At 59.6% G+C, this 20,423-nt stretch carries 2 protein-coding genes (1 of these 2 cut by a window edge); both read right to left on the reverse strand.

Features of this window, described 5'->3' with window-relative positions:
* A complete protein-coding gene (locus tag QZQ97_RS05630; RefSeq protein WP_311992622.1) occupies positions 1-19,830 on the reverse strand; it encodes an SDR family NAD(P)-dependent oxidoreductase in 19,830 nt (6,609 codons plus the stop codon).
* Positions 19,823-20,423: the 3' portion of a MupA/Atu3671 family FMN-dependent luciferase-like monooxygenase gene (locus QZQ97_RS05635; RefSeq protein WP_311992623.1), read on the reverse strand. It continues 533 nt past the right edge of the window; 601 of the gene's 1,134 nt are visible here — the last part of the coding sequence; its start codon lies beyond the right edge, outside the window; it ends in the stop codon at positions 19,823-19,825. The genes QZQ97_RS05630 and QZQ97_RS05635 overlap by 8 nt, the downstream gene beginning before the upstream one ends.

The following is a 20,423-nucleotide window of genomic DNA, read 5'->3' on the forward strand; positions in this document are numbered from 1 at the left end:
TTACTCCACGACAGAACGCTGTTCCGCGTTTGTCGGTCCTGCATGATGACCGTCAGCGACGTCGCTATCGTGGAATCCCTCATGCCAGCAGAACAGCTTCCGCAGTGGGTTGGCAGGCAAATGAAGCTTGCGCAGTCCGTCTCGCCACCCTTCGTCCTGCCGCAATTTGGCCCACTCCACGGCATCCCCCGCCAGCCATTTCAACAAGGCTTGCCGCACGCCGTCGCTCAAGGAAGACAACGCTTTCTCTCGCATTGGCGGCGCTTCACGGCTGTCGTAAATGCCATCCTGATGGCCCGTATGCGACAGCCAGCGCTGCAACTTCTCTTGCAATTGCGCAATGCTGGCGGCGCTGACCGCCAGTCTCACGTCTCGATGCTCTCTGCCCTGTTGCAGGGTATATTCGAGCCGTTCCAAATAGAGCGACTCGCGCGCCTGCTGCTTTTCTGGCGTGGGATCCTGTGCTGCGTCGCGTGCAGAGAGGTTTGCCAATGCACGCGGCAGAAAGTCCACGTAATCGCTCACCAGCAGCTTCAATCCGGCCTCATCCGCCTCAGAAAACAGGAAAATGAGCGGCCGCTCGGCCGGGAACCATTCGGCGTGGTGTTCCGTTTCATAGTCTTCAAGCAGCAAATGGGCGTTCACGCCGCCAATGCTCATGGAATGGATGGCGCCGCGCCGTGGGTGAGGCCCCCGCTTCTGCCAGGGACGATCTTCATCGAGCAGTTCAAAACCATCAGTCAGAGTGATCCCTTCGTTCAACGCGCCGAGCCCCGCAATTTTCGCCAGTTGGCGGTGATGCATGGACAGCACCATTTTCACCAGGACAGGGAACGTCGATGCCGTTTCGGCGTGCCCGGTCAACGGTTTGAGTGAACCAATGGCGATAGGCGCCGCCTGGCTGGCCTGCAAGTGGGGGCCATAGACCGACTGGATGGCGACCAGCTCCGCCGCGTCACCCAACTGGGAACCGTTGGCCTCGGGCTCGATATAGGAGATGGTCGCCGGATCGAGCCCGGTCTCCGCGAAGGCGGCGACGATGGCCGCTTTTTGCCCCTCAATATTGGGGCTGTACCATTTCAATGGGGCTTTGCCGCCGTGGCTGACGCCGACGCCTTTGACATTGACGTAAATGGCATCGCCCTGCGCCAAGGCATCGTCCTCCGCTTTCAGGATAATGGCGCCGACCACTTCGCTTTTCACATAACCGTCAGAATCACTGGCGAAACTTTTCGTTACCGGATGAGAGCTGTACAGCGCTTGATCGTCGGTGCGGTTCTGCGCGAAGGGCGAAAGACCCAGCTCCGCGGTGGCGACAATCGCCTGCTGGCAACGCCCCTCTCTGATGGCGCTCATGGCGTGCCTGATCGCAACCAAAAAGCTGGCGCATCCGGTTTCCACGATCTCGCTGAGGCCTGACAGGTTCAGAATGTTTGAAATACGGTTGGCGTAAGCGGAGATCTGCTCCGCCTGGAAACGCCACTGAGCCGCCTGCTGCGGATCCACTTTGGCCTGAATATCCTGATAGCCTGAATGCCCGCGGGTCGCGACAAAAAGCCCGGTCCGTTTCTCACGGAACTGGCTCAGGGTATAGCCGGCGTCCGTGATGGATTGCCAAATGACTTCAAGCAATTTTCGGATCTGGGGATCCAGTTTTTGTGCGTCCTTATGAGAAACCTTGAACAGTTTGCGATCGAAATACTCGACCCCCTCCAGATAGGCACCGATTCTGCTGCTGCCGACCTCTTCTTCATCCAGGGCCATCAGGCGTCTGCGCTTGTCACTCAACGTGGAATGCGCCGCTCGGCCAGCGCGCAGGTTATCCCAAAATGCAGCGATATCCTCTGCCTGCGGGAAGATCCCCGCCATGCCGATGATGCTGATATTTTGCGGCCGCGCCTCTCCCGTGCGCATTTGGCTTTCTTCCGGCTCAGGCTCCGCTTCTGCCAACGGCCCTGGGTTACTCAGCATGGCCAGCCGTTCGCTGAAATGGGTGCGCAGATACAGCTGAATTTCACCGACGGTGTGATATTCCATAAACAGCGAGCGGGAGACTTGCGGGAACGTTTCGCGGATGTCATTTAACAGCGCGATGGACACAACCGAATCCATTCCCAATTCCTCCAGAGCGGTATCCGGGCCGATCGCCGCTTCGGCCACTTTGAGCTGCCGGCCGATCAGCGCAGTCAGGTAAACCTCAAGATCAAAGCGCGCCTCAGCCTTCTGCGGCGCCCCGTCCGCCAGGGACGGCGACGGTATGCCGCCTGTTTTTTCCGGCTGGCGGTGAACGTCATGCGCCAAGACGGGGGGGACGGCGTGTTCCTGTCCTTGAGCGGCGGGAAGCCAGAAAGCCTGGCGGTCAAAGGGATAGGTCGGCAGGCTCAGGCGAAGCGGCTGCTGCCCTTGATATAAGCCCGACCAATCAAACTCCAACCCTTGACACCAAAGGCTCAACAGCCTGGCGTATTTACCGCGCACCACCCATTTCGCGATGGCTTCGCGCAGTTCCTCATCGGCCGAGAATTGCGCCACCAGAGCATTGTGGCTGCTGCGCTGGCCACGGTAGACCTCGCCGGGTTCCTCGTTACCCTGCAAAAAGCCGTCCAGCTTTGCCCTCAGCTCATCGAGGGACTGAACGATCCAGCCCAGCCGCGCCGTCATGGCGTCCCGCCCGACTTGCAGCGTATAGGCCAGATTCATTAGCGTCAGCTCAGGGTTTTCCCGTTGCTGATCCAGATATCGCCTGAGGTTCTGGGCTACGTCACGCAAGCGAACATCATCCCTGGCTGACAGCGGGATCACATAGCGCGATTGCGGCGCCGGCAGTACCGACTGATTGCCGCGATATTCCTCTATCACGATATGCGCGTTGGCGCCGCCGAAACCGAAAGAACTGACGCCGGCCCGGCGCGGCAACGCGTCACCCTGCGCGTTTAGCAATGCGCGCCAGGGGCGATTCTCCTGCACGACATAGAATGGCGTGTTCGTGAAGTCGATATAGGGATTCAGTTCTTCACAGTGCAGGCTCTTCACCAACGTCTGGTGTTTCAGCTGTAGCAACACTTTGATGACGCCAGCAATACCTGCCGCCATCTCCAAATGCCCGATGTTGGTTTTCACCGACCCGACGCCGCACTCCGCCTCAGGATATTTCTCACCCGGATAGAGAGCCTGCATATCGTGAAACGCGGCTTTCAGGCTATTGATCTCAATCGGATCACCGAGTTTCGTGCCCGTCCCGTGTGCCTCAATGTAGCCGACCGTCCTGGGGTCGATGCCGGCATCGCGGTAGGCGCTGGCCAACAGGGCCGCCTGCGCTTTTGGATTCGGCGCGGTCAAGGAACTGGCGCGCCCGCCGTGATTTTGCGCGCTGCCGCGGATGACGCCATAAATATGATCGCCGTCCGCTTCGGCCGCCGATAAACGCTTCAGCAGCAGCATGCCCGCGCCCTCGCCGCGCACATAGCCATCAGCCTGGCTGGAGAATGTTTTACAACGGCCGTCGGCGGCGAGCATGCCCGCTTTGCAGAAGCTGACGAACGTATCCGGTGTGACCAAGGTATTAATGCCGCCTACGATGACCATATCGCAGCCTTCATGACGCAGGGCTGAAACACCGCGATGAATGGCGATGAGCGAAGAGGAACACGCCGTTTCAATCGGCTCGCTCGGCCCATGTACATTGAGGAAATAGCTCATACGATTTGGGCCGACCGAAGGCACAATCCCCGTTGCGGTGAAACCTTCCGCCGGAAGTTTCGCATCGACGATCAGACCCGCATAACCGGTGTTTCCCGTACCGACATAAATGCCCAGCCTACTGCCGGCCAAGGAAGCGGCCGAGTAGCCTGCCTCTTCAATCACTTTCCAGGCATGGGTCATCAACAGCCGTTGTTGCGGATCCATCAGTTCGGCCTCTCGGGGAGAGATACCGAAAAAGAGCGGATCGAATTCCGCCATATCCTGAATGAATCCTCCCCAGCGAATACTGTCGCGATTTTCAGCGTTGTGCACAGCTTGTAGGGAATCCCGCCAATTCCAACGGTCTGGCGGCACCTCGCTGATGCAATCTTTCCCTTGCAATAGATTTTCCCAGTAGGCGTCCAAATCCGGCGCCATAGGGAAACTGCCGCTCATCCCCACAATGGCGATCGCTTCCTGCGCATCGCTCCGGTCGTGAACGGCGGGTGAGGCGGACGGTTTCGGCTGGGGCGTGCGCTCGGCTGAGACATCATGCGCCTCATCGCTTTGCGGGGCTTGCGCCATCACTTGCGCTGCAAACAGCCGGCTAAAGCGCGCCCGATAGCGTTCGGCCAGATAATGCGTCAATCCCGCAACGGTTGGGTACTCAAAAAACACGGTCGGCAGCAGTTCCAGCGCATATTGCCGGTTCAGCTTATTGGCAAAACTGGTCGTCAGTATGGAGTCGAAGCCCAGCTCGCTTAGCTCAATATCGTTATCGATGTCAGCGGCATCCACGTGCAACAGCGCTGAAATTTCCTGCATCAGAAGCGACTGAACCGCTTCATGCAACGCCGATATATCCACCGTTTGGGCGGACGCTTCTTCGGCTATCCGAGGCGCCGACGCAGCCCGTTCAGCCAGGTGTTGCTCCCCGGTCTCCGGCTGGGAGAACGCGGTAAACCTTGCGGCGAATGCGTTCTGATAGGTTGCCGTTAGATAACCGCTCAGCGCCGCAATCGTTGGATACTCGAAGAACAGGGTTGGCAGCAGGTCGAGCTGATAGCGCTGATTCAGCGTGTTGGCGAACCCGGTTGTCAGAATGGAATCGAAGCCCAGTTCCGTCAATTCGAGATCCAGATCGATCTCGGTCACCGCCACGTCAAGCAATGCGGAGACTTCGCGGATCAACAGCTGTTGCACCGCCTCTTCCAGCCCCGTTTTGTCAATCTGCGCCGCCGCATTCTGCCCGCTGCCTGCCGCCGGCTCAACGCGATGCTGTTCATTACCCTTGGCCAATGTCAGGCGCAACTTTTCAATGTCGCCGGCGATCACCAGCACTTGGTTTTCTTCCCGCTCAAGCGCCTGATAGAAAGCCTGCAGGCCGGCAGCCGCAGACATCGCGATCATGCCCGTGTTCTGGTACATCAGGGCTTCAGATGCGTCATCAACCGCCATGCCGCCTTCTTTCCACAGCGGCCAGTTGATCGTCAGACTTCTGCCCATCCGCACCTTAGCCTCCACCTGACGCTGGCGGTAATGAGCGTAAGCATCCATGAAACTGTTCGCCGTAACATAATCAGCCTGCCCTGGATTGCCCAAGGCGGCCGCGGTTGAGGAAAAGAGAATAAAGAAATCCAGCGGATATCGCGCCAGGGCCAGATCCAGGTTCACCGTCCCTTGCACTTTAGGTGCGAGTACGGCCAGAAAATCCTCCGGCGACTTTTTCAGGATGTAGCTATCGCGCAACACGCCGGCGCAATGCAGCACGCCGTTGATGGCGCCGTGCTTCGCCACAACGCTGGCGGTCAGCGCATCAACCGCTGGGCGATCGCAGACGTCAAGCCGGCAGTAGTCAACCTGAGCGCCCAGCGTGGTCAACTGGCTGACGGCGGCTTGGATCCGATCGTTCATCGGCGTTCGTCCGGTGAGGATCAGCCTGGCACCGCGGGTTTGACGGGCAATCTCTGTGGCAAAAATAAGCCCCAGCCCGCCCGCACCGCCGGTGATCAGATAAACGCCCCGCTCTTTCCACGGCATACGGACCGCCTCTGACGCTGCGGGCACGGCGGAGGTTCCGGTGAGTGAGCGCACTTCCCGCCAGGATAAAACCTGGCGCCCCTCCCGCCCGTAGCGTATATGAATATCTTCCGGCACGAGGCTGCTTTCCCGCAGCCTGTCGTTAATCTCGTCGACGCGCGCCGTCGCCTCCAGCTCAATCAGCTGGCCAATAAACCGGCCATTCTCTAAACGCGCCGTTTTTAACACCCCGCAGAGCGCGGCAGCAAACGGCGCGGGCAGCGCCCCGGCAACCGCCACTTGCAACAGCATCGGCTGCTTGGGCCGCCCATCCAACAGGGATTTTACTCGGCCAAACAGGGCCAGCGCCTGCTGCTGAAAGTCCAGGGCGATATGTTCCGCACGGTCCATCGCCGGGAAAATCAGGTCATCCGTCAGGCCCATGGCTTTCGCGACGGAAGGTTCGCCGCAGAAGAGTGTTTGACGGTGGGAGTACGCATGCGGGGCAACGATATCGCCCCGGACCTGTTTACGCGACCATGTCGGCACCAGCAGCAGCGTGCCGTTGCCGGGCGGCGTGGCGGGTTCAGGCGCACGGGCGCTGAATCCCTGCAAATGAACGCAGAGCCGCCCGGCATCGTCGTATAGCTCAACGGTCAGTTTTTGCACTTTCGCCCGCAGCGCAGGCTCTGCGCCATGCTCATACGCAATGCGGGCCCACATTCTGGACGTGCAGCGGTGCAGGATCTCCAGTGACTCCAGTTCAAACGGCAAACCCAGCCGATGATCCTGGGACAATCCCAACGTTGCCTGTAATGCAGAATCCATCAGGCTGGGATGCAGGACATACTCGCCCAGCGTCTCTTTGAGGATTTCAGGCAGCGCCAGCTGCGCAAGCACGCGCCCTTTGGCGACATGCAGCCGTTCAATGCCCTGATGTCCGGCGCCGTACTCGATCCCCAACTGATGGAAAGCCCGGTAACAGTCGGCTTTCTCCAGCGTACCTTCCTGGTGCTCAGCCATCGCAACCGACAGATCGAGCCGGGTTTCGCTAGTCGCAAACGAGTCCGCAACGATCGCTTTTCCCTGGCAATGCGTCTGGGTTTGGCCATCCGCCATCTGAGAACAAATTTCGAACCGAATCACCGTCGGCGATTGCGGCAACAATTTTACCGTCACAGGGGAAAGACCGTTTTCGCCGGCGGCGATGTAAGGGCGAATCCAGACGATCTGAGTCAACTGCAGACGCCGCTCACGCCCCACCGTTTGTTCAACGGCGGCGCGCGCCATTTCCAAATAGGCGACGCCAGGCAAAAGCCGTTTCCCCATCACCACATGGTCTGACAGGAAGAATTCGCCGCCGTCAAACCAGGAGGTAAAGCTGAGCGCGGTCAGATCGGAGGTATTGCGGTGTACCAGCGGGTGCAAACGATAAGGCTGGGATGGGATGACTGGCGGCGTCGCCTCTCCTTTCTCGCCGGCCGTGGCGGCTTTCTCTTTCAACCAGAAACGATCCCGTGCGAACGGGTAAGTCGGCAAGCCGATCTTGCGGGGGGGCATTACCGCGGAGTACAGCGTTTTCCAGTCAACGACGGCGCCCTGTACCCAGGCCGCCAGCAGCTTGCCGTACTCGCCTTGTCGGCACCAGGCCTGAAGGTCTTCATCAGCCGCAGCCAATAAGGCGCTATTGCCCGCTTTCGCATTGCCGCGATAGATCCCCGGCGCCGGTTTGGGGTCGGCAAGGTAGCGGGACAATGTGTCTTGCAAGGCCGGCACGGAGTCGGCGACGAAGGCCAGGCGTTCATCCATGCCTTCGCGCCCCACTTGCAGGGTATACGCGATATCCGCCAGGCTCGGTTGCTGCTCGGTAAACGCCGCAGAATCCAGGTAGGTGGCCAAACCTAGTACGACAGCCTCCAGGCGAGCGGCTTTTTTTGCCGATAAGACAATCGCCACCGGCCTCGTTGAGGAGGCAATATCGCAGCCGGCCGGTTCCGCAACGTACTCTTCGAGAACGATGTGCGCATTCGCTCCGCCGATGCCAAAACTGCTGACGCCGGCTATTCTCGGCAGCGGCCGACCACCGGCGTCTTGCATCGCCGGCCATGGCTGCGTTTCTCGCACCAGGTAGAACGGGCTATCGGCAAGATCCAAATACGGATTCGCCGTCTGCAAATGAACGTTGCCGGGCATTTTCTGGTGACGGAACATCAATAACACTTTCAGGACGCCAGAAATGCCGGCGGCGGCTTCCAGGTGGCCGATATTGGTTTTTACCGATCCGAGCCCACAACCCGCTTCGCTCGGCATGGATTGCCCCCGCTCTTGATACAAGGCGGCGAACGCTTTTTTCAACCCATTGATCTCAATCGGATCGCCCAGCCGGGTTCCCGTGCCATGGGTCTCGATATAACCCACCCTCGCCGGATCGATGCCGCTGCGGCGATAGGCCTGGGTCAGCAGCGCCTGCTGCGCAACCGGGTTCGGCGCGGTGGGCGACGTTGCTTTACCGCCGTGATTCTCGGCGCTGCCGCGGATCAGGCCGTGAATGCGATCGCCATCGGCAATCGCCTGGCGGAGGGGTTTGAGCAGAATGGCGCCGACGCCTTCGCCGCGGCCGTAGCCGTCTGCGCTAATATCAAAGGTTTTGCAACGGCCGTCTTCGCTAAGGATCCCCGCTTCTCCAGCGGTGATGGTGATCCCCGGATTGACGATAATGTTGGCGCCGCCGACCAGCGCCATATCGCAGCTGCCGGCGCGCATCGCTTCTATCGCCCGGTTAATGGCTACCAGTGAACTGGAACAGGCGGTATCAATGGGTTCGCTCGGGCCATGGAGGTTCAGTATGTAAGACACACGGTTAGCCAGCGCGAAGTGAGAAAGCCAAGGGGGATCGCCGATGCCGAACTTATCGTGGGAATACTTCAGCCAGGCGTCTTTGTATTCGGAGGTCGATACCCCGACAAACACCCCGGTGTTGCTGCCCGATAAAGCACTGGCGCGATAGCCTGCATCCTCAATCGTCGCCCAGACCGTTTCCAGGAAAATCCTGAACTGCGGGTCCAATGACTGGGCTTCCCGTGGAGAAATGCCAAAAAACAGCGGGTCGAAGCAATCGACATCCTGCATGAACCCGCCGCAATTCACTTGGGTTTTTCCGGGCGTTTCATGCGGATTTCCATAATATTCCCGCCAGTTCCAACGATCGGCCGGAACCGTGCTGATCAAATCCTGATTCGCTTCCAGCTTTTGCCAGAATTCATCCAGATTGCGCGACTGGGGGAAGCGGCCGCTCATGCCGATAACCGCTATCGCTTCCTGCTCTTGCGGCCCGTCCGTCGCCGCTGAAGCGGCGAGCGGGGCTTTTTGCTGTGGCGCTGACGCATAGGCCGCCGCCCGCCAGCCAAAGGTTTTTTCACCGTCATCCCGCATTGCCAGGCTGGTGGCGGTGATGATTGGAGCCGGCTTTTTGGCGGGCGCCATTTCCACAGCGCCCGCTATTTGCGCGACGGCGTCGGGATAAGTGTCGGCCAGATGGTGACCCATCGCCCTCAGGGTCGAATGTTCAAAGAACACCGTCGGCATCAGCGTCAAGCCATAGGCCTTATTGAGACGACCGGCAAACTCGGTGAAATCGATAGAATTAAAGCCATATTTGGACAGTTCCATATCCAGCTCAACCTTGTTCTCATCGAGCTTTTGCAACTGAGCCACCATGCTGACCAGCATGGCGTGAACGCGTGCAACCCGAACCGGGCCGTTTTCGCCTGCCCGCTGACGGGGCGACTCCTCGCGGCTTGATGAACCTGCGGGTAGCGGACCGCGTGTCTCCGAGAGCCGGCGTCCGATCTGCCCGGCTTCGCCATACATAACCGCCAGCTGTGACTCCGGGCCGTGCAGCCCCAGAAGCAACGCCTCTATCCCCACGGCGGCGGGCATCGGCACCAAACCCGACTGGCGCCTGAGCTGTTCAGCCGCCTGTTCGGAAATCCCCATACCGCCATCGCGCCAAAGCGGCCAGTTCAACGACAGGGTTTTCCCGCGCCGCAAACCATCGGCAACCTGCTGGTTACGCTGGAAGGCGAAGCCGTCCATAAAGCCATTGGCGCAGGCATAGTCAGCCTGGCCGATATTGCCAAACGCACTGCTTAACGAGGAGAACAGCACCATGAAGTCCAGATCGCAATCCCGGGTTGCCTCATCCAAAGCCAGTGTACCCGCGACTTTCGGCCCTAATACCTCAAGCACTTCAGGTTCAGTTTTATTGACAATAAATGCGTCACGCGTGACGCCCGCACTGTGGATGACGCCATTCAATTGGCCCTCATCCTGCAGAATTTGCCCCACCAGGCGACGAACTTGCTCAGGATCGGTCACATCCCCCTGGTAATAAGTCACCTGGGCGCCCTGCTGTCGCAGCGCCGCAAGGCGTTGCTCATTGAGGCCCTGTAAAGCGGAACGGCCACTCAGGACGAAACGAGCCTGATAGCGCCCCCCCAGTTCACGGACCAACTGATAGCCAATACCGCCCAGCCCGCCGGTGATCCAGATAACGGAGCCGGCAGCCATCGGGGGTACATCGGCGGCGTCATTCAGCGCGGTTTGGTGCCATTCCCGCACGCTTCTGCCGCCCGCCGCGTCGTAACAAATCTCGACGGCGCCCTCTAACGCCTGCATTTCGGCACGCAACCGGGTCGGCAGTTGCATGGCCGCGTCAGCGGTATTCGGGTAGCGGATCACTTTTCCATTAAGACCCGGCTGTTCCTGGCGGGCCGTTTTGAGCAGCCCTGCCGCCGCGGACAGCCACGACTCGTTAACCGGTTCCGCCGCCAGTATGAACAGCGCCTGCCGCTGGGCCTGTTCCGTGCAGGCAAGCGAGCTTTCTTTAATTTGGGCAAACAGCTGCTGCAAACAAAGCGTCAATTGCGCCGGTGTCTGATCTGCATCAGACGACAGGCGTATGACCCGGCAAGCGGGCCAGGCGGTTTGCAACGCGGTTTGCCCAGCATCATTCCCCTGCGCCAGGATAAAACATGGCGGCGCGTCTGGAGCGCGTTCAGCGTGCGGGAGAACGGCAATCTGCTGACGGACCCACTGAGGCCGGGCGAAGACCAGCGACGCCGCCGGCGCTGCGATCATTTTCAGCCCCTTCATTTCGACCAGGATATGGCCGTGGCGATCGGTAAACCAGATATCACAACTGACGATCTGCTGCTGCGAGCCGCTCTCTGAAGGGTGTTGGCGAATATAGGCCAACACGCTCCCCGGCAATGACCGGTGGACCCGCAGTTCATCCAGGCTAAACGGCATCAGCAGGCGATCGCTTTGCCGCTCGCCGCCGGTGGCCAACATGATCGCAGCCAAAACGGCCCCGTTCATCAGGGTTGGATGCAGCGCCACCGTCTCGCCGTCAACATCGTCCGGCGTTTCCAGCGCGATCAACGCTTCTTGATGCCCTTGGTCATAGCGGGTGATGCCGAGCAACCTGGGTCCGATCGCCGCCGCGAAAAACTCGGCGCAGGCACTCTGTTCTCTGCGCTGCCGACAGCGCTGCGCGATCTCCTCAAGCGGCAGCGGCTGAAGCGCCTGTTCGCCGGCTGAGGCGGTCATCACTCGAGCCTGCGCGTGTATCGCGCCCTGCGAACTGATCGTGCAACGATAACCCTGTTGATCCCGGCTCAGGTGCAGATCAATATCGGCTCCGCGCGCTCCCACCGCCACGGGTTGCCGCCAGACCACCTGTTTGAGCCCAATGACGGCCGGGGGATCTTCTGGCTGGAGATGCGCCGCCGCCAATTCGCTCATCCACGCCAGCGACAGCATGCCCGGCAACAACCCGCCGTGATCTTGCAAGAAGTATTCAGTCCCGCTTAACGTTTTACGCTGTGAGCTAACCGCCATCTCGTCCGCAGGCTCCGTTTCCGGCATGGCGTCTTGTTCAGACGGCTGGGATACCGACAACATGCGGGTCGAGAAGCCGCGCAAGCTCACGCAGATATGTCCTCGTTCATCGCAGAGGTCGACGTCCATTTTTTGCACTTGCGGATCCGCCGCGTTATCGGTTGTGACCAACCGCAGCCAGACCCAGAGCCGAGTGTCGATGTTGCCAAAGACCTCCAACTGCTCCAGCGCAAACGGCACATAGGCGGCGTCGGGGCGCGGCTCAGAGCCGTGCAGCCCCAGGCTGGTTTGCAATGCGGCGTCGATCAAACTCGGGTGCAAACCGAGCCCCTGCAGGGTTGCCGCATTCGGCAGCGCAATTTTGGCCAACACCTGCCGATCTCCCGTCAGCAACTGCTCAATGCATTGGAATGATTCGCCATACTCGAGCCCCATGCTGCGGAACCTTTGGTAGCACTGCGCCGGCAGATAGTCGGGGCCCGTCATCTGGCTTTTCAGCTGCTCCACATCCAAAGAGCGGCGCGCCGGGATGGCGTCATTCATATGCGACACAATCACGCCCTGGCTGTGGATACTGCGCTGCTGTCCTTCGTTTTCCGAATACACACGATAGTCAACAAGCCCTTCGTTCTGCTCACAAAGCCCGACGTAAAGGGTCATGGTCTGTTGTGCGGCGATCGCCGGCTGAAGCCAAAGAACCTGTTTCATGCTGAAGCGCAGCGGCTGAGGCGTTGCAACCGACGGTGAGGTCGCGCAGGCATAAGCCGCACGCGCCATTTCCAGATAGCAGACGCCCGGCAAAACTTTCTGCCCGTAAACCCGGTGATCCTTGAGGAAGAACTCTTCACCGCTGAACTCAGCGCGAAAACGCAGCTCCCCCAGCGTTGAAGCATTCTCCTGCAGCATCGGATGCAGCGCGTCCCGTGCGGCGGCGCTTCGCGCCGGCAATGACGCGCCGCCCTCCGCCCAACAGCGCTCACGGGCGAACGGGTAAGCCGGCAAGACAACGCAGCGGGACACGTCCGGCAACAGTTCGTCTCCTCTCAGCACGTATCCCTGGCAGTAATAATCCGCCAGCGCGCACAAATTCTCCTGATATTCCTGCCCTGCACTGCGTTGCGATTGGCGCAGCAACGCATCGACGTGTTTTTGAATGGCCGGCTGCCCGATGAAGCCCAGAGGGATACCGTTACCGCGGAACAGATTGGGACGCTGCCCATGTTCGGCCTGTTGCAGGCTAACGATGGCGCCCTCGCGATCTTCGACCACAATAGCCAGGCGGTAGCGGAAATGGCTACGGCCGCGGAGCAACGTATAGCTGATTGCCGCCAGACTCTGACTCTCGGTTTCCGATCTTTGCAAATGCGACAACAGATCGCCGGCCTTGAGATAGAGCGCCTCCTCGGTCTTGGCGGACAAGCAGAGCAGATAATGGCTGCGTTGCTGCTCTGGCGCCGCAGGCGCCTGCGCATACTCCTCAATGAGAAGATGCGCATTGGTACCGCTCATGCCGAAGGCGCTCACCGCCCCCATTCTTCGTTTATCTGCCACCCTCGGCCAGGCACGGGCTGTTTTATTGACGTAGAAAGGACTCTCCGCCCAGGTGATGTAGTCATTTTCCTGTTGGCAGTTGAGGCTTGCGGGAATGATTTGCCGCTGCAAAGCCTCAATCAGGCTCACTGCGCTCAGAAGGCCCGAGGCGGCGAAAGTATGACCGAAATTCGTTTTGGTCGATGTCAGGGCGCAAAAAGCCTGTTTATCGGTGTGCGCTTTGAACGCTTCATTGAGCGCATTGATCTCAACCGGGTCGCCAAGGCGGGTGCCCGTGCCGTGCGTGACGATATACTCAATTTGTGCCGGGCTAATGCCGGCGCGTTGATACACGGATGTGAGCAAATCGGCCTGCGCCACGCCGTTCGGCGCGGTGATCCCGTTAGTCTTGCCATCATAATTGATGCCGCTGGCGCGGATCAGACCATGGATTCGGTCGCCATCGGCCTCTGCCTGCGATAACCGTTTCAACACCAGCACCACGACGGCTTCCCCCGGCACCATGCCGTTGGCGCGCTGATCGAAGGTGTAGCAGGTGCCGTCCTCCGACAGCATGCCTGAGCGCGCCATGATGTCGAAACCTTCCGTCGAGAGTTGCAGGCTGACGCCGGCGGCCAATGCGGTGTCACACTCCCGGTTGCGCAGGCTGGCGCATGCCAGATGGGCTGCGACCAAGCCGGATGAACAGGCCGTATTGATCGCCAGCACCGGGCCATGCAGATCGAGGAAATAGGCCAGGCGCGAAGCCAGAATGCCGTTATGATTGGCGGTGATTTCAACCTGCTCGCTCGCGGTGAAACGGCCGTAGGTTCCCTCTTCGACACCGACAAACGTACCGATGCTGTGCTCTCGCAGCGAGTGTTCTCCATAACCGGCATGCTCCAGCGCTTTCCAGGTCTCCTGCAACAGCAGGCGCTGGCCCGGATCCATGTTCTGCGCTTCCCGTGGCGAAATTTCAAAAAACAGCGGGTCAAACTCCGCAACGCCAGGCATGACGCCGCACCACAGCTGGCGCGCCGACGCGCTGCGTTGCTCTCGGCAAGATTCGTCACGGCCGCGCAGATACGCCTCGCTCACCTGGCTGACGGACGTTTTGCCCTCCGCCAGATAGCGCCACATTTCCTCAACGTCGCGGGCGCCGGGGAACCGGCCGCTCATGCCGATCACCGCGATCGGCTCTTCCTGCGCAGATGGCGCCGACGCCGGGGTATGCATGCCCGGGTTGCGGGCTGATGGAGGAAGTATATGGGCGCTCGGGTCTGCCGACTCGCGCTCACCTGGCGAACTGCCGTAACAGGTGTGCATTAACGCCCCGTGAGTCGCCATAAAGTACTGGCTGAGTCGTGAGAGCGTCGCATGTCCGAAAAACAGGGCTGGCGACACAGCGATTTTCCAGCGCCGGCTGAGAGCGGCGGCAAACTCCGCCAGGCTGATTGAATCAAAACCGAAATCCGCCAGATTCACGTCATGCTGCAAACGATGCCGCTCAATGCTTAAAATATCGCTCACCGTCTGCTGCAATTCCCAAAGCACGCACTGTTCAACCGTCAGACCTTTCATTTCAGGGTGAGAAACACTGGTGGCTGCCGGTCGATTTTGCACGCCCTGTTGACGCGGTCCCCCTGCCAGCAGGCGTTGCAGCGCATCGGACCGGCCGGCCATGACCAGCGCCGCGCCCTCTTCGCCGGCGAGCAACTGTTCGAATACCCTCAACCCTTCTTCACTGCGCAATGCGCGCTGGCCACTGGTTTTCAGGTAAAAGGATGTCGCCTGCTCCCGTTCGGCCGAACCCTGCGTCATGCCGCCGTCTGCCCACACCGGCCAGCCGATAGCGACCGTCTTGCGGGCGGACCGCGCGCCATGGTGGCGGCTGTTGGCGTAAGCCATTTGGAAACGGTTCGCCACGGCATAATCACCGGCGCCAAAATCGCCGAAAATAGCGGCGCTGGACGAGAAGCAAACGATAAAGTCCAGCGCGTGTTCTGCGCCGAACACGCTTTGCCAGGCGGTATCAATCGCCTGAACGCCCTGAACTTTCGGCGCCAGCACCTGATGAACCCCGGCGAGATCTTTCTCCGCCAGCGTTTGCTGCGTTTGCGCCCCCGCGGCATGCAGGATGCCATCGATCCTGATCCCCTGACGCCGACAGTCTGCAAACAGAGACTCCATCTGCGACAACACGCTCACATCGGCCTGGAGGTAGGTAATCTGACCGCCATGTTGTTCGATGGCGCGCAACTCCGCCTGTTTACCCGGCTCAAGCGGAGAACGACCAATCAAGATCACCTTCGCCATAAAGCTTTCGCACAGATAGCGCGCAAATATCCTCCCCAACCCACCTAGCCCTCCGGTAATCAGGTAACATCCGCCCACTTTCAAACAACTTTCCGCTTTCGCGTTTTCATCGTTGTTTACGTCATGAGCGCCGCTTGCCATCTGGACCGGCTCGTACGCCAGCACATGGCGTTTGCCCTGGAGATACAGCGCGTTTTGGCCCGGTTCGCTTTGCAATTCAGCCCAGACGGCGGGAAGCGATGCGGCTACCCCCTGCCAGCGCTCAGCGCCCGGAGACGTATCGAATCCGGCAAACGAAATGCTCGTTTCCGGCAGAACAAGTCGCAAAGAGACGCCGAAAGCGACCAACGCATCGGCGTAACAACGCTCCAGAGCGTCGGTAAAGGCGCTGACGATCAAAATACGGCCGACCTCGAGCCCGCTGGATAACACCCCCTGGAACAGAGGCACCAATTGGTCCATCGCGGTCTCAGGTTCGACGACGCACAACAGCGCGTTTGCCGACTCAGGTTCACCTGCCGTTTGCGCGGTCATCTTCAGTTGTGCAAAGAAACGGCTGCAGGCGTCGGCGTCTGTCTGCACCGCGTGCAGGAACAGCGCCGGTGAGTCCTCACCGGCAATCTGCATAATGCCGGCCCCCAGCGTCGTTTGAACGGCGGCTGGAAGGACGCAAATCACGCGCCGGTTGTCATGCCCGGCGCCGGGATTCACGGCATCCGGCAGCGGCTGCTCCCGCCATCTTTCGCGAACGATCCAAACGGCGTCACTCTGCTCTGCCTCCGCCGCACGACGCGGCGCGAGAGCGTTTGACTCATCCGTCGAGGCGAACCAATAACGTTCCTCCGCGAAGGGATACGTCGGCAGGTGCATCCTGCGCGGCGCGGCATCGCGATATAACGCCGCCCAATCTACCGTCTCACCGCGCAGCCAGGCGGCCAGTTGCAGGCGCGCCAGAGGCGGCGTCTGGCCGGGGTGAAGCCCGTGAGTCACCCCCTCGTCACGCAGCAATGCCTGCGCGGCGGCGGAACGGGCCGTTCCCGATACGTCGGCATAATACAAATCGAGTGAAGCGTTTATCTCCTCTCCGCTGGCAAGATACCGCCCCAACGCTTCCTGCAGGCTATGCCAGCCGTCGCTAAACAACGCCAGACGATGCGGCATCGGCGTTCGCCCGACTTGCAGGGTATAAGCGAGATCGCCCATGCAGTGCGGTTCATCCGCGGCGAGCAGATTGGCCGCCATCTGTTTCAACTGGGCTTCACTTTTAGCGGATAACACCATCAGATACGGCTCATGCCGGCCTGATTGCTCCCCCTGGCGCTTCACCGGCGTCTCTGCGTTCTGCAGTACCAGGTGGGCATTGGTGCCCGTGTGGCCGAAAGAACTGACCGCCGCGAAACGCCGCTCCCGGTCCCAGCGTTTGAGTTCGGTATTCACATAGAAAGGGCTGTCGGCAAAATCAATATCCGCATTGGGCTGGGTATAGTTCAGCGACGGCGGGATTTCTCGCTGTTTCAACGCCAACGCCGCCGTGATGACGTTCACGATCCCGGACGCGGCCTGCGTATGGCCAATATTGGTTTTCGGCGAGGTTAACGCGCAATACTGCTTCTTCTGCACCCCTTCGCGCTGGAAGGCATCGATCAGCGCATTGCACTCAACGGGATCCCCTAACAGGGTGCCGGTGCCATGGCTGACAACATAGTCGATCCGATCGGGAGAAACGCCGCTTTGCCGATAAACCTGTGCGTAAAGCTCACTCTGGCGAACGCCGCTGGGCGCCGTCAGGCCATTGGTTTTGCCGTCATAGTTAATTGCGCTGCCTTTGATAATGGCGTAAACATCATCGCCATCTCGCAATGCGTCCTCATGGCGTTTTAACACCACCGTCGCGCACCCTTCGCCGACCACCATGCCGTTGGCGCGGTGATCAAACGCATAGCAGGCGCCGTCTGGCGAGAGCATATCCCCCATCCGCGACAAACCGTGCAACAGACGCTCCGGCTGGCAGATCAGATTGCACCCGCCGGCCAGCGCCAATTCACTTTCTCCGTTCAAAATACTCTGGCAGGCATAATGCAGGGCAACCAACGAAGAGGAACAGGCGGTGCCGATAGCCAACAGAGGGCCTTTGGTATCAAGGAAGTAACCGATACGCGCCGGCGCCGTTCCCGTATGCACAGAGGTAATCGCAGAGTGTTCGGTCAATGGGTAATCTGATTCTTCCATGCCGACAAAAATGCCGTGCTGTTGCCCGCACCATGCCTGCGGGTCATAACCGGCATCTTCAATCGCTCGCCATGCGGACTGCAACAGCAAGCGATGATGGGGATCCATATGGTGGGCTTCCCGGGGCGAAATCTTAAAAAACAGCGGGTCAAAGCGATCGATATGCGCCATGAAACCGCCCCGGGAGGTTTTCATTTGCAGGTCTTCGCGTTGCCGCCGCCATTGCGGCACCGGCCCAATACTGCTGCGGCCTTCTCGCAGCACTTGCCAGAATTCTGCCGCATTATCTGCCCCGGCGACCTTGATATCGATGCCGATAATGGCGATGTCGCCATTGCCGCTCTGCACCGAACGCGGCGCGACGGCGGTTTGGCGCGGCGCTTTCGCCGCCGCGCCGCTCTGCATGCGTTCGGCAACCACGCGCGCTAACGCCGCCGGCGTGGTGTAACTGAACAAATCCGAACGCCGCACTTTAACCGGGTACGCCGCCATCAGTCGGCTGACGAAGGCGGCAACAGAGACGGAGTCGAGGCCAAGATCGGTAAATGCCTGCCGACAGGCTTCGTCGTCCACGCCATTCATGCCCAGCAGGCGCGCGATTGTCGCTCGCACGTCGGCTTCAGCCTCGGTCAGGCTGCGGGCGTCAGGGGCGCGTTCGGTTTGGGTGGGCAGCGCACTGGGCTGGAACCAGCAATATTCCCGAGCGAAGGCATAATGGGGCGACGCCGCCGGAAACTCGGCGCCCGCAGGGTGAGCGCCGCGATATTCTTCGATCAGGATATGGGCATTATTGCCGCCGGAGCCGTAGCTATGAATCGCTGCGATCCTGGGATGTTCACCTGCCGGCCAGGCTTGCGTTTCTTTCGCAAAAACACAGGGGGTGTCTTGCGTATCGCAATAGTCATTCGGCTGTTCAAATCCCGGTATTTTATGAATTTTATCGGTTTGCAGACTGCGGATGACTTTGAACAAGGCGCCCAGTGACGAGGCGGAATGCATGTGCCCCAGCAGGGGTTTCAAGCTACTGACCCGGCAATAACCCGGCTCGAACGCCAGCCCCTGTTCATTGCAAAGCTGGCTCAGCGCCCGGTTGATCGCCGTCCATTCGGCAATGTCCGCTACCGGCAGCCCCATGCCCTGGGCCTCAATGTAAGACACGCTGCGTGGGTCGATAGCGGCTTCACGGTAGCAGTCTTTGATCAGTTCACAATGCGCATCCGTATTCGGCGACGCCATCGACACGCCGCCCTGCCCATTGAAGTTAACCCGGGTATGCTTGACGACGGCATAGACCCGCCGCCCGGCCTTCTCAACGTCCGCCAGGCGTTCCAAAAGCAAGGTGCCGACCCCTTCCGATCGGATGAATCCATCCCCATTTTCGCCGAAAGAGAACACCTGCCCACGGTGAGTGAGCTGGCTGGCGTCATTCAATCGGTTGGTCACGTCCGGAACCAGCATGATATTGGCTGCGCCGACAATGGCCCGGTCAATGATGCCGGCTCTGAGCGCCAAAGTGGCTCGGTGAAGCGCGACGGCGAACCCGGCGCAGGTCGCATTGATTAACTCACTGGGCCCGGCCAAGTCAAACTGGTAAGAAATCCGGTTGGCTATCATGCTGTCGGCCTGCGTCAGGCCGAACTCGGGCCGATAACCGTGGCGCGCCATCAGCGCGGCATACTCATTGGATTCGCAGCCGATAAAAACGCCGGTCTGCGTTTTGCTCAGGGAGGCGGGAACAAGGCCGGCGTCTTCCAGCGTGTGATAGGTTGACATCAGCAGCAGACGTTGCCGCGGGTCCATCTCTTCGGCTTCGATCGGTAAGATGCCGAACTTTGCCGCATCAAAAGAGGCGATATCGGGAATAAACCCGCCTGCCAGCACCGACCACGGCGTTTCTCCCTCGGTCTCGCCTTGCCGATACCATGCTTCGCGTTGCGCCGGCAATGAAGTGATCAACGTATCGTCGGCATCGAGATGCCGCCATAACTCGGCAATGCTCATACACTGCGGGAAATATCCTGCCAGGCCGGTAATCGCCAAAGGCTCGATATTTCCGTTTGCAGCTAACAGCGTTGATGCCGAATCCGAAGAAGCAGTTTTATGATTATTAATCCACTGCGCAATGAAAGATAATTGTGCTGCTTGCTTACTCATAAAAAGACTTCTCCCGCTTGAGATTAAGGCCAACTAATTGCTGCAAATAACCAAGGGCGTTTTTGACGGCGTCGTAATCCATGCCGAAGTCCTGAAGAAATGCAATTTCATTGACGCCGCACGCCACCGCCAAATCAATTTGTTTCTGGCATTCATCAAGCGGGCCGAATATGCCTCCGGTTTTGAAAAAACGCGCATAGGCGTAATCGAGAATGTGATCAATTTGGCTGTTATCGAAATGCTTATCTCTGGCTTTCATCTGGGGAATAATGCTGCTGCGGATATAAGCCTTGAACGGTTCGCAGACCACCCGCTGTACCCATTCCATGTCCGGATGAACGAAGGTGTGCATCATCAGCGTCACCCGGCCGCTCAGAGGATCCAACCCCGCTTCGGCGCGGGCAGCCCGGTAGCTGCTCACATACTTGCCGAACTCGTGCAGGTCTATCCCATGCAGCATGCCGAAGATGTTATATCCTTGCAGCCCCGCATAGCGAAAACCCGATTCCGAGATGCTGAAGTACCAAATGGCGACCTCTTTTTGAATCGGGCGCGGATACACGACCGTTGGGAATAGCTCCCCGCCGGGGCCG

The sequence above is a fragment of the Serratia sp. root2 genome (assembly GCF_031931805.1).
GTDB lineage: Bacteria > Pseudomonadota > Gammaproteobacteria > Enterobacterales > Enterobacteriaceae > Serratia > Serratia inhibens.

What these genes read in the sequence shown, in the direction of transcription:
- QZQ97_RS05630 (WP_311992622.1), bottom strand. Translation starts at nt 19,830, where the DNA reads ATGAGTAAGCAAGCAGCACAATTATCTTTCATTGCGCAGTGGATTAAT.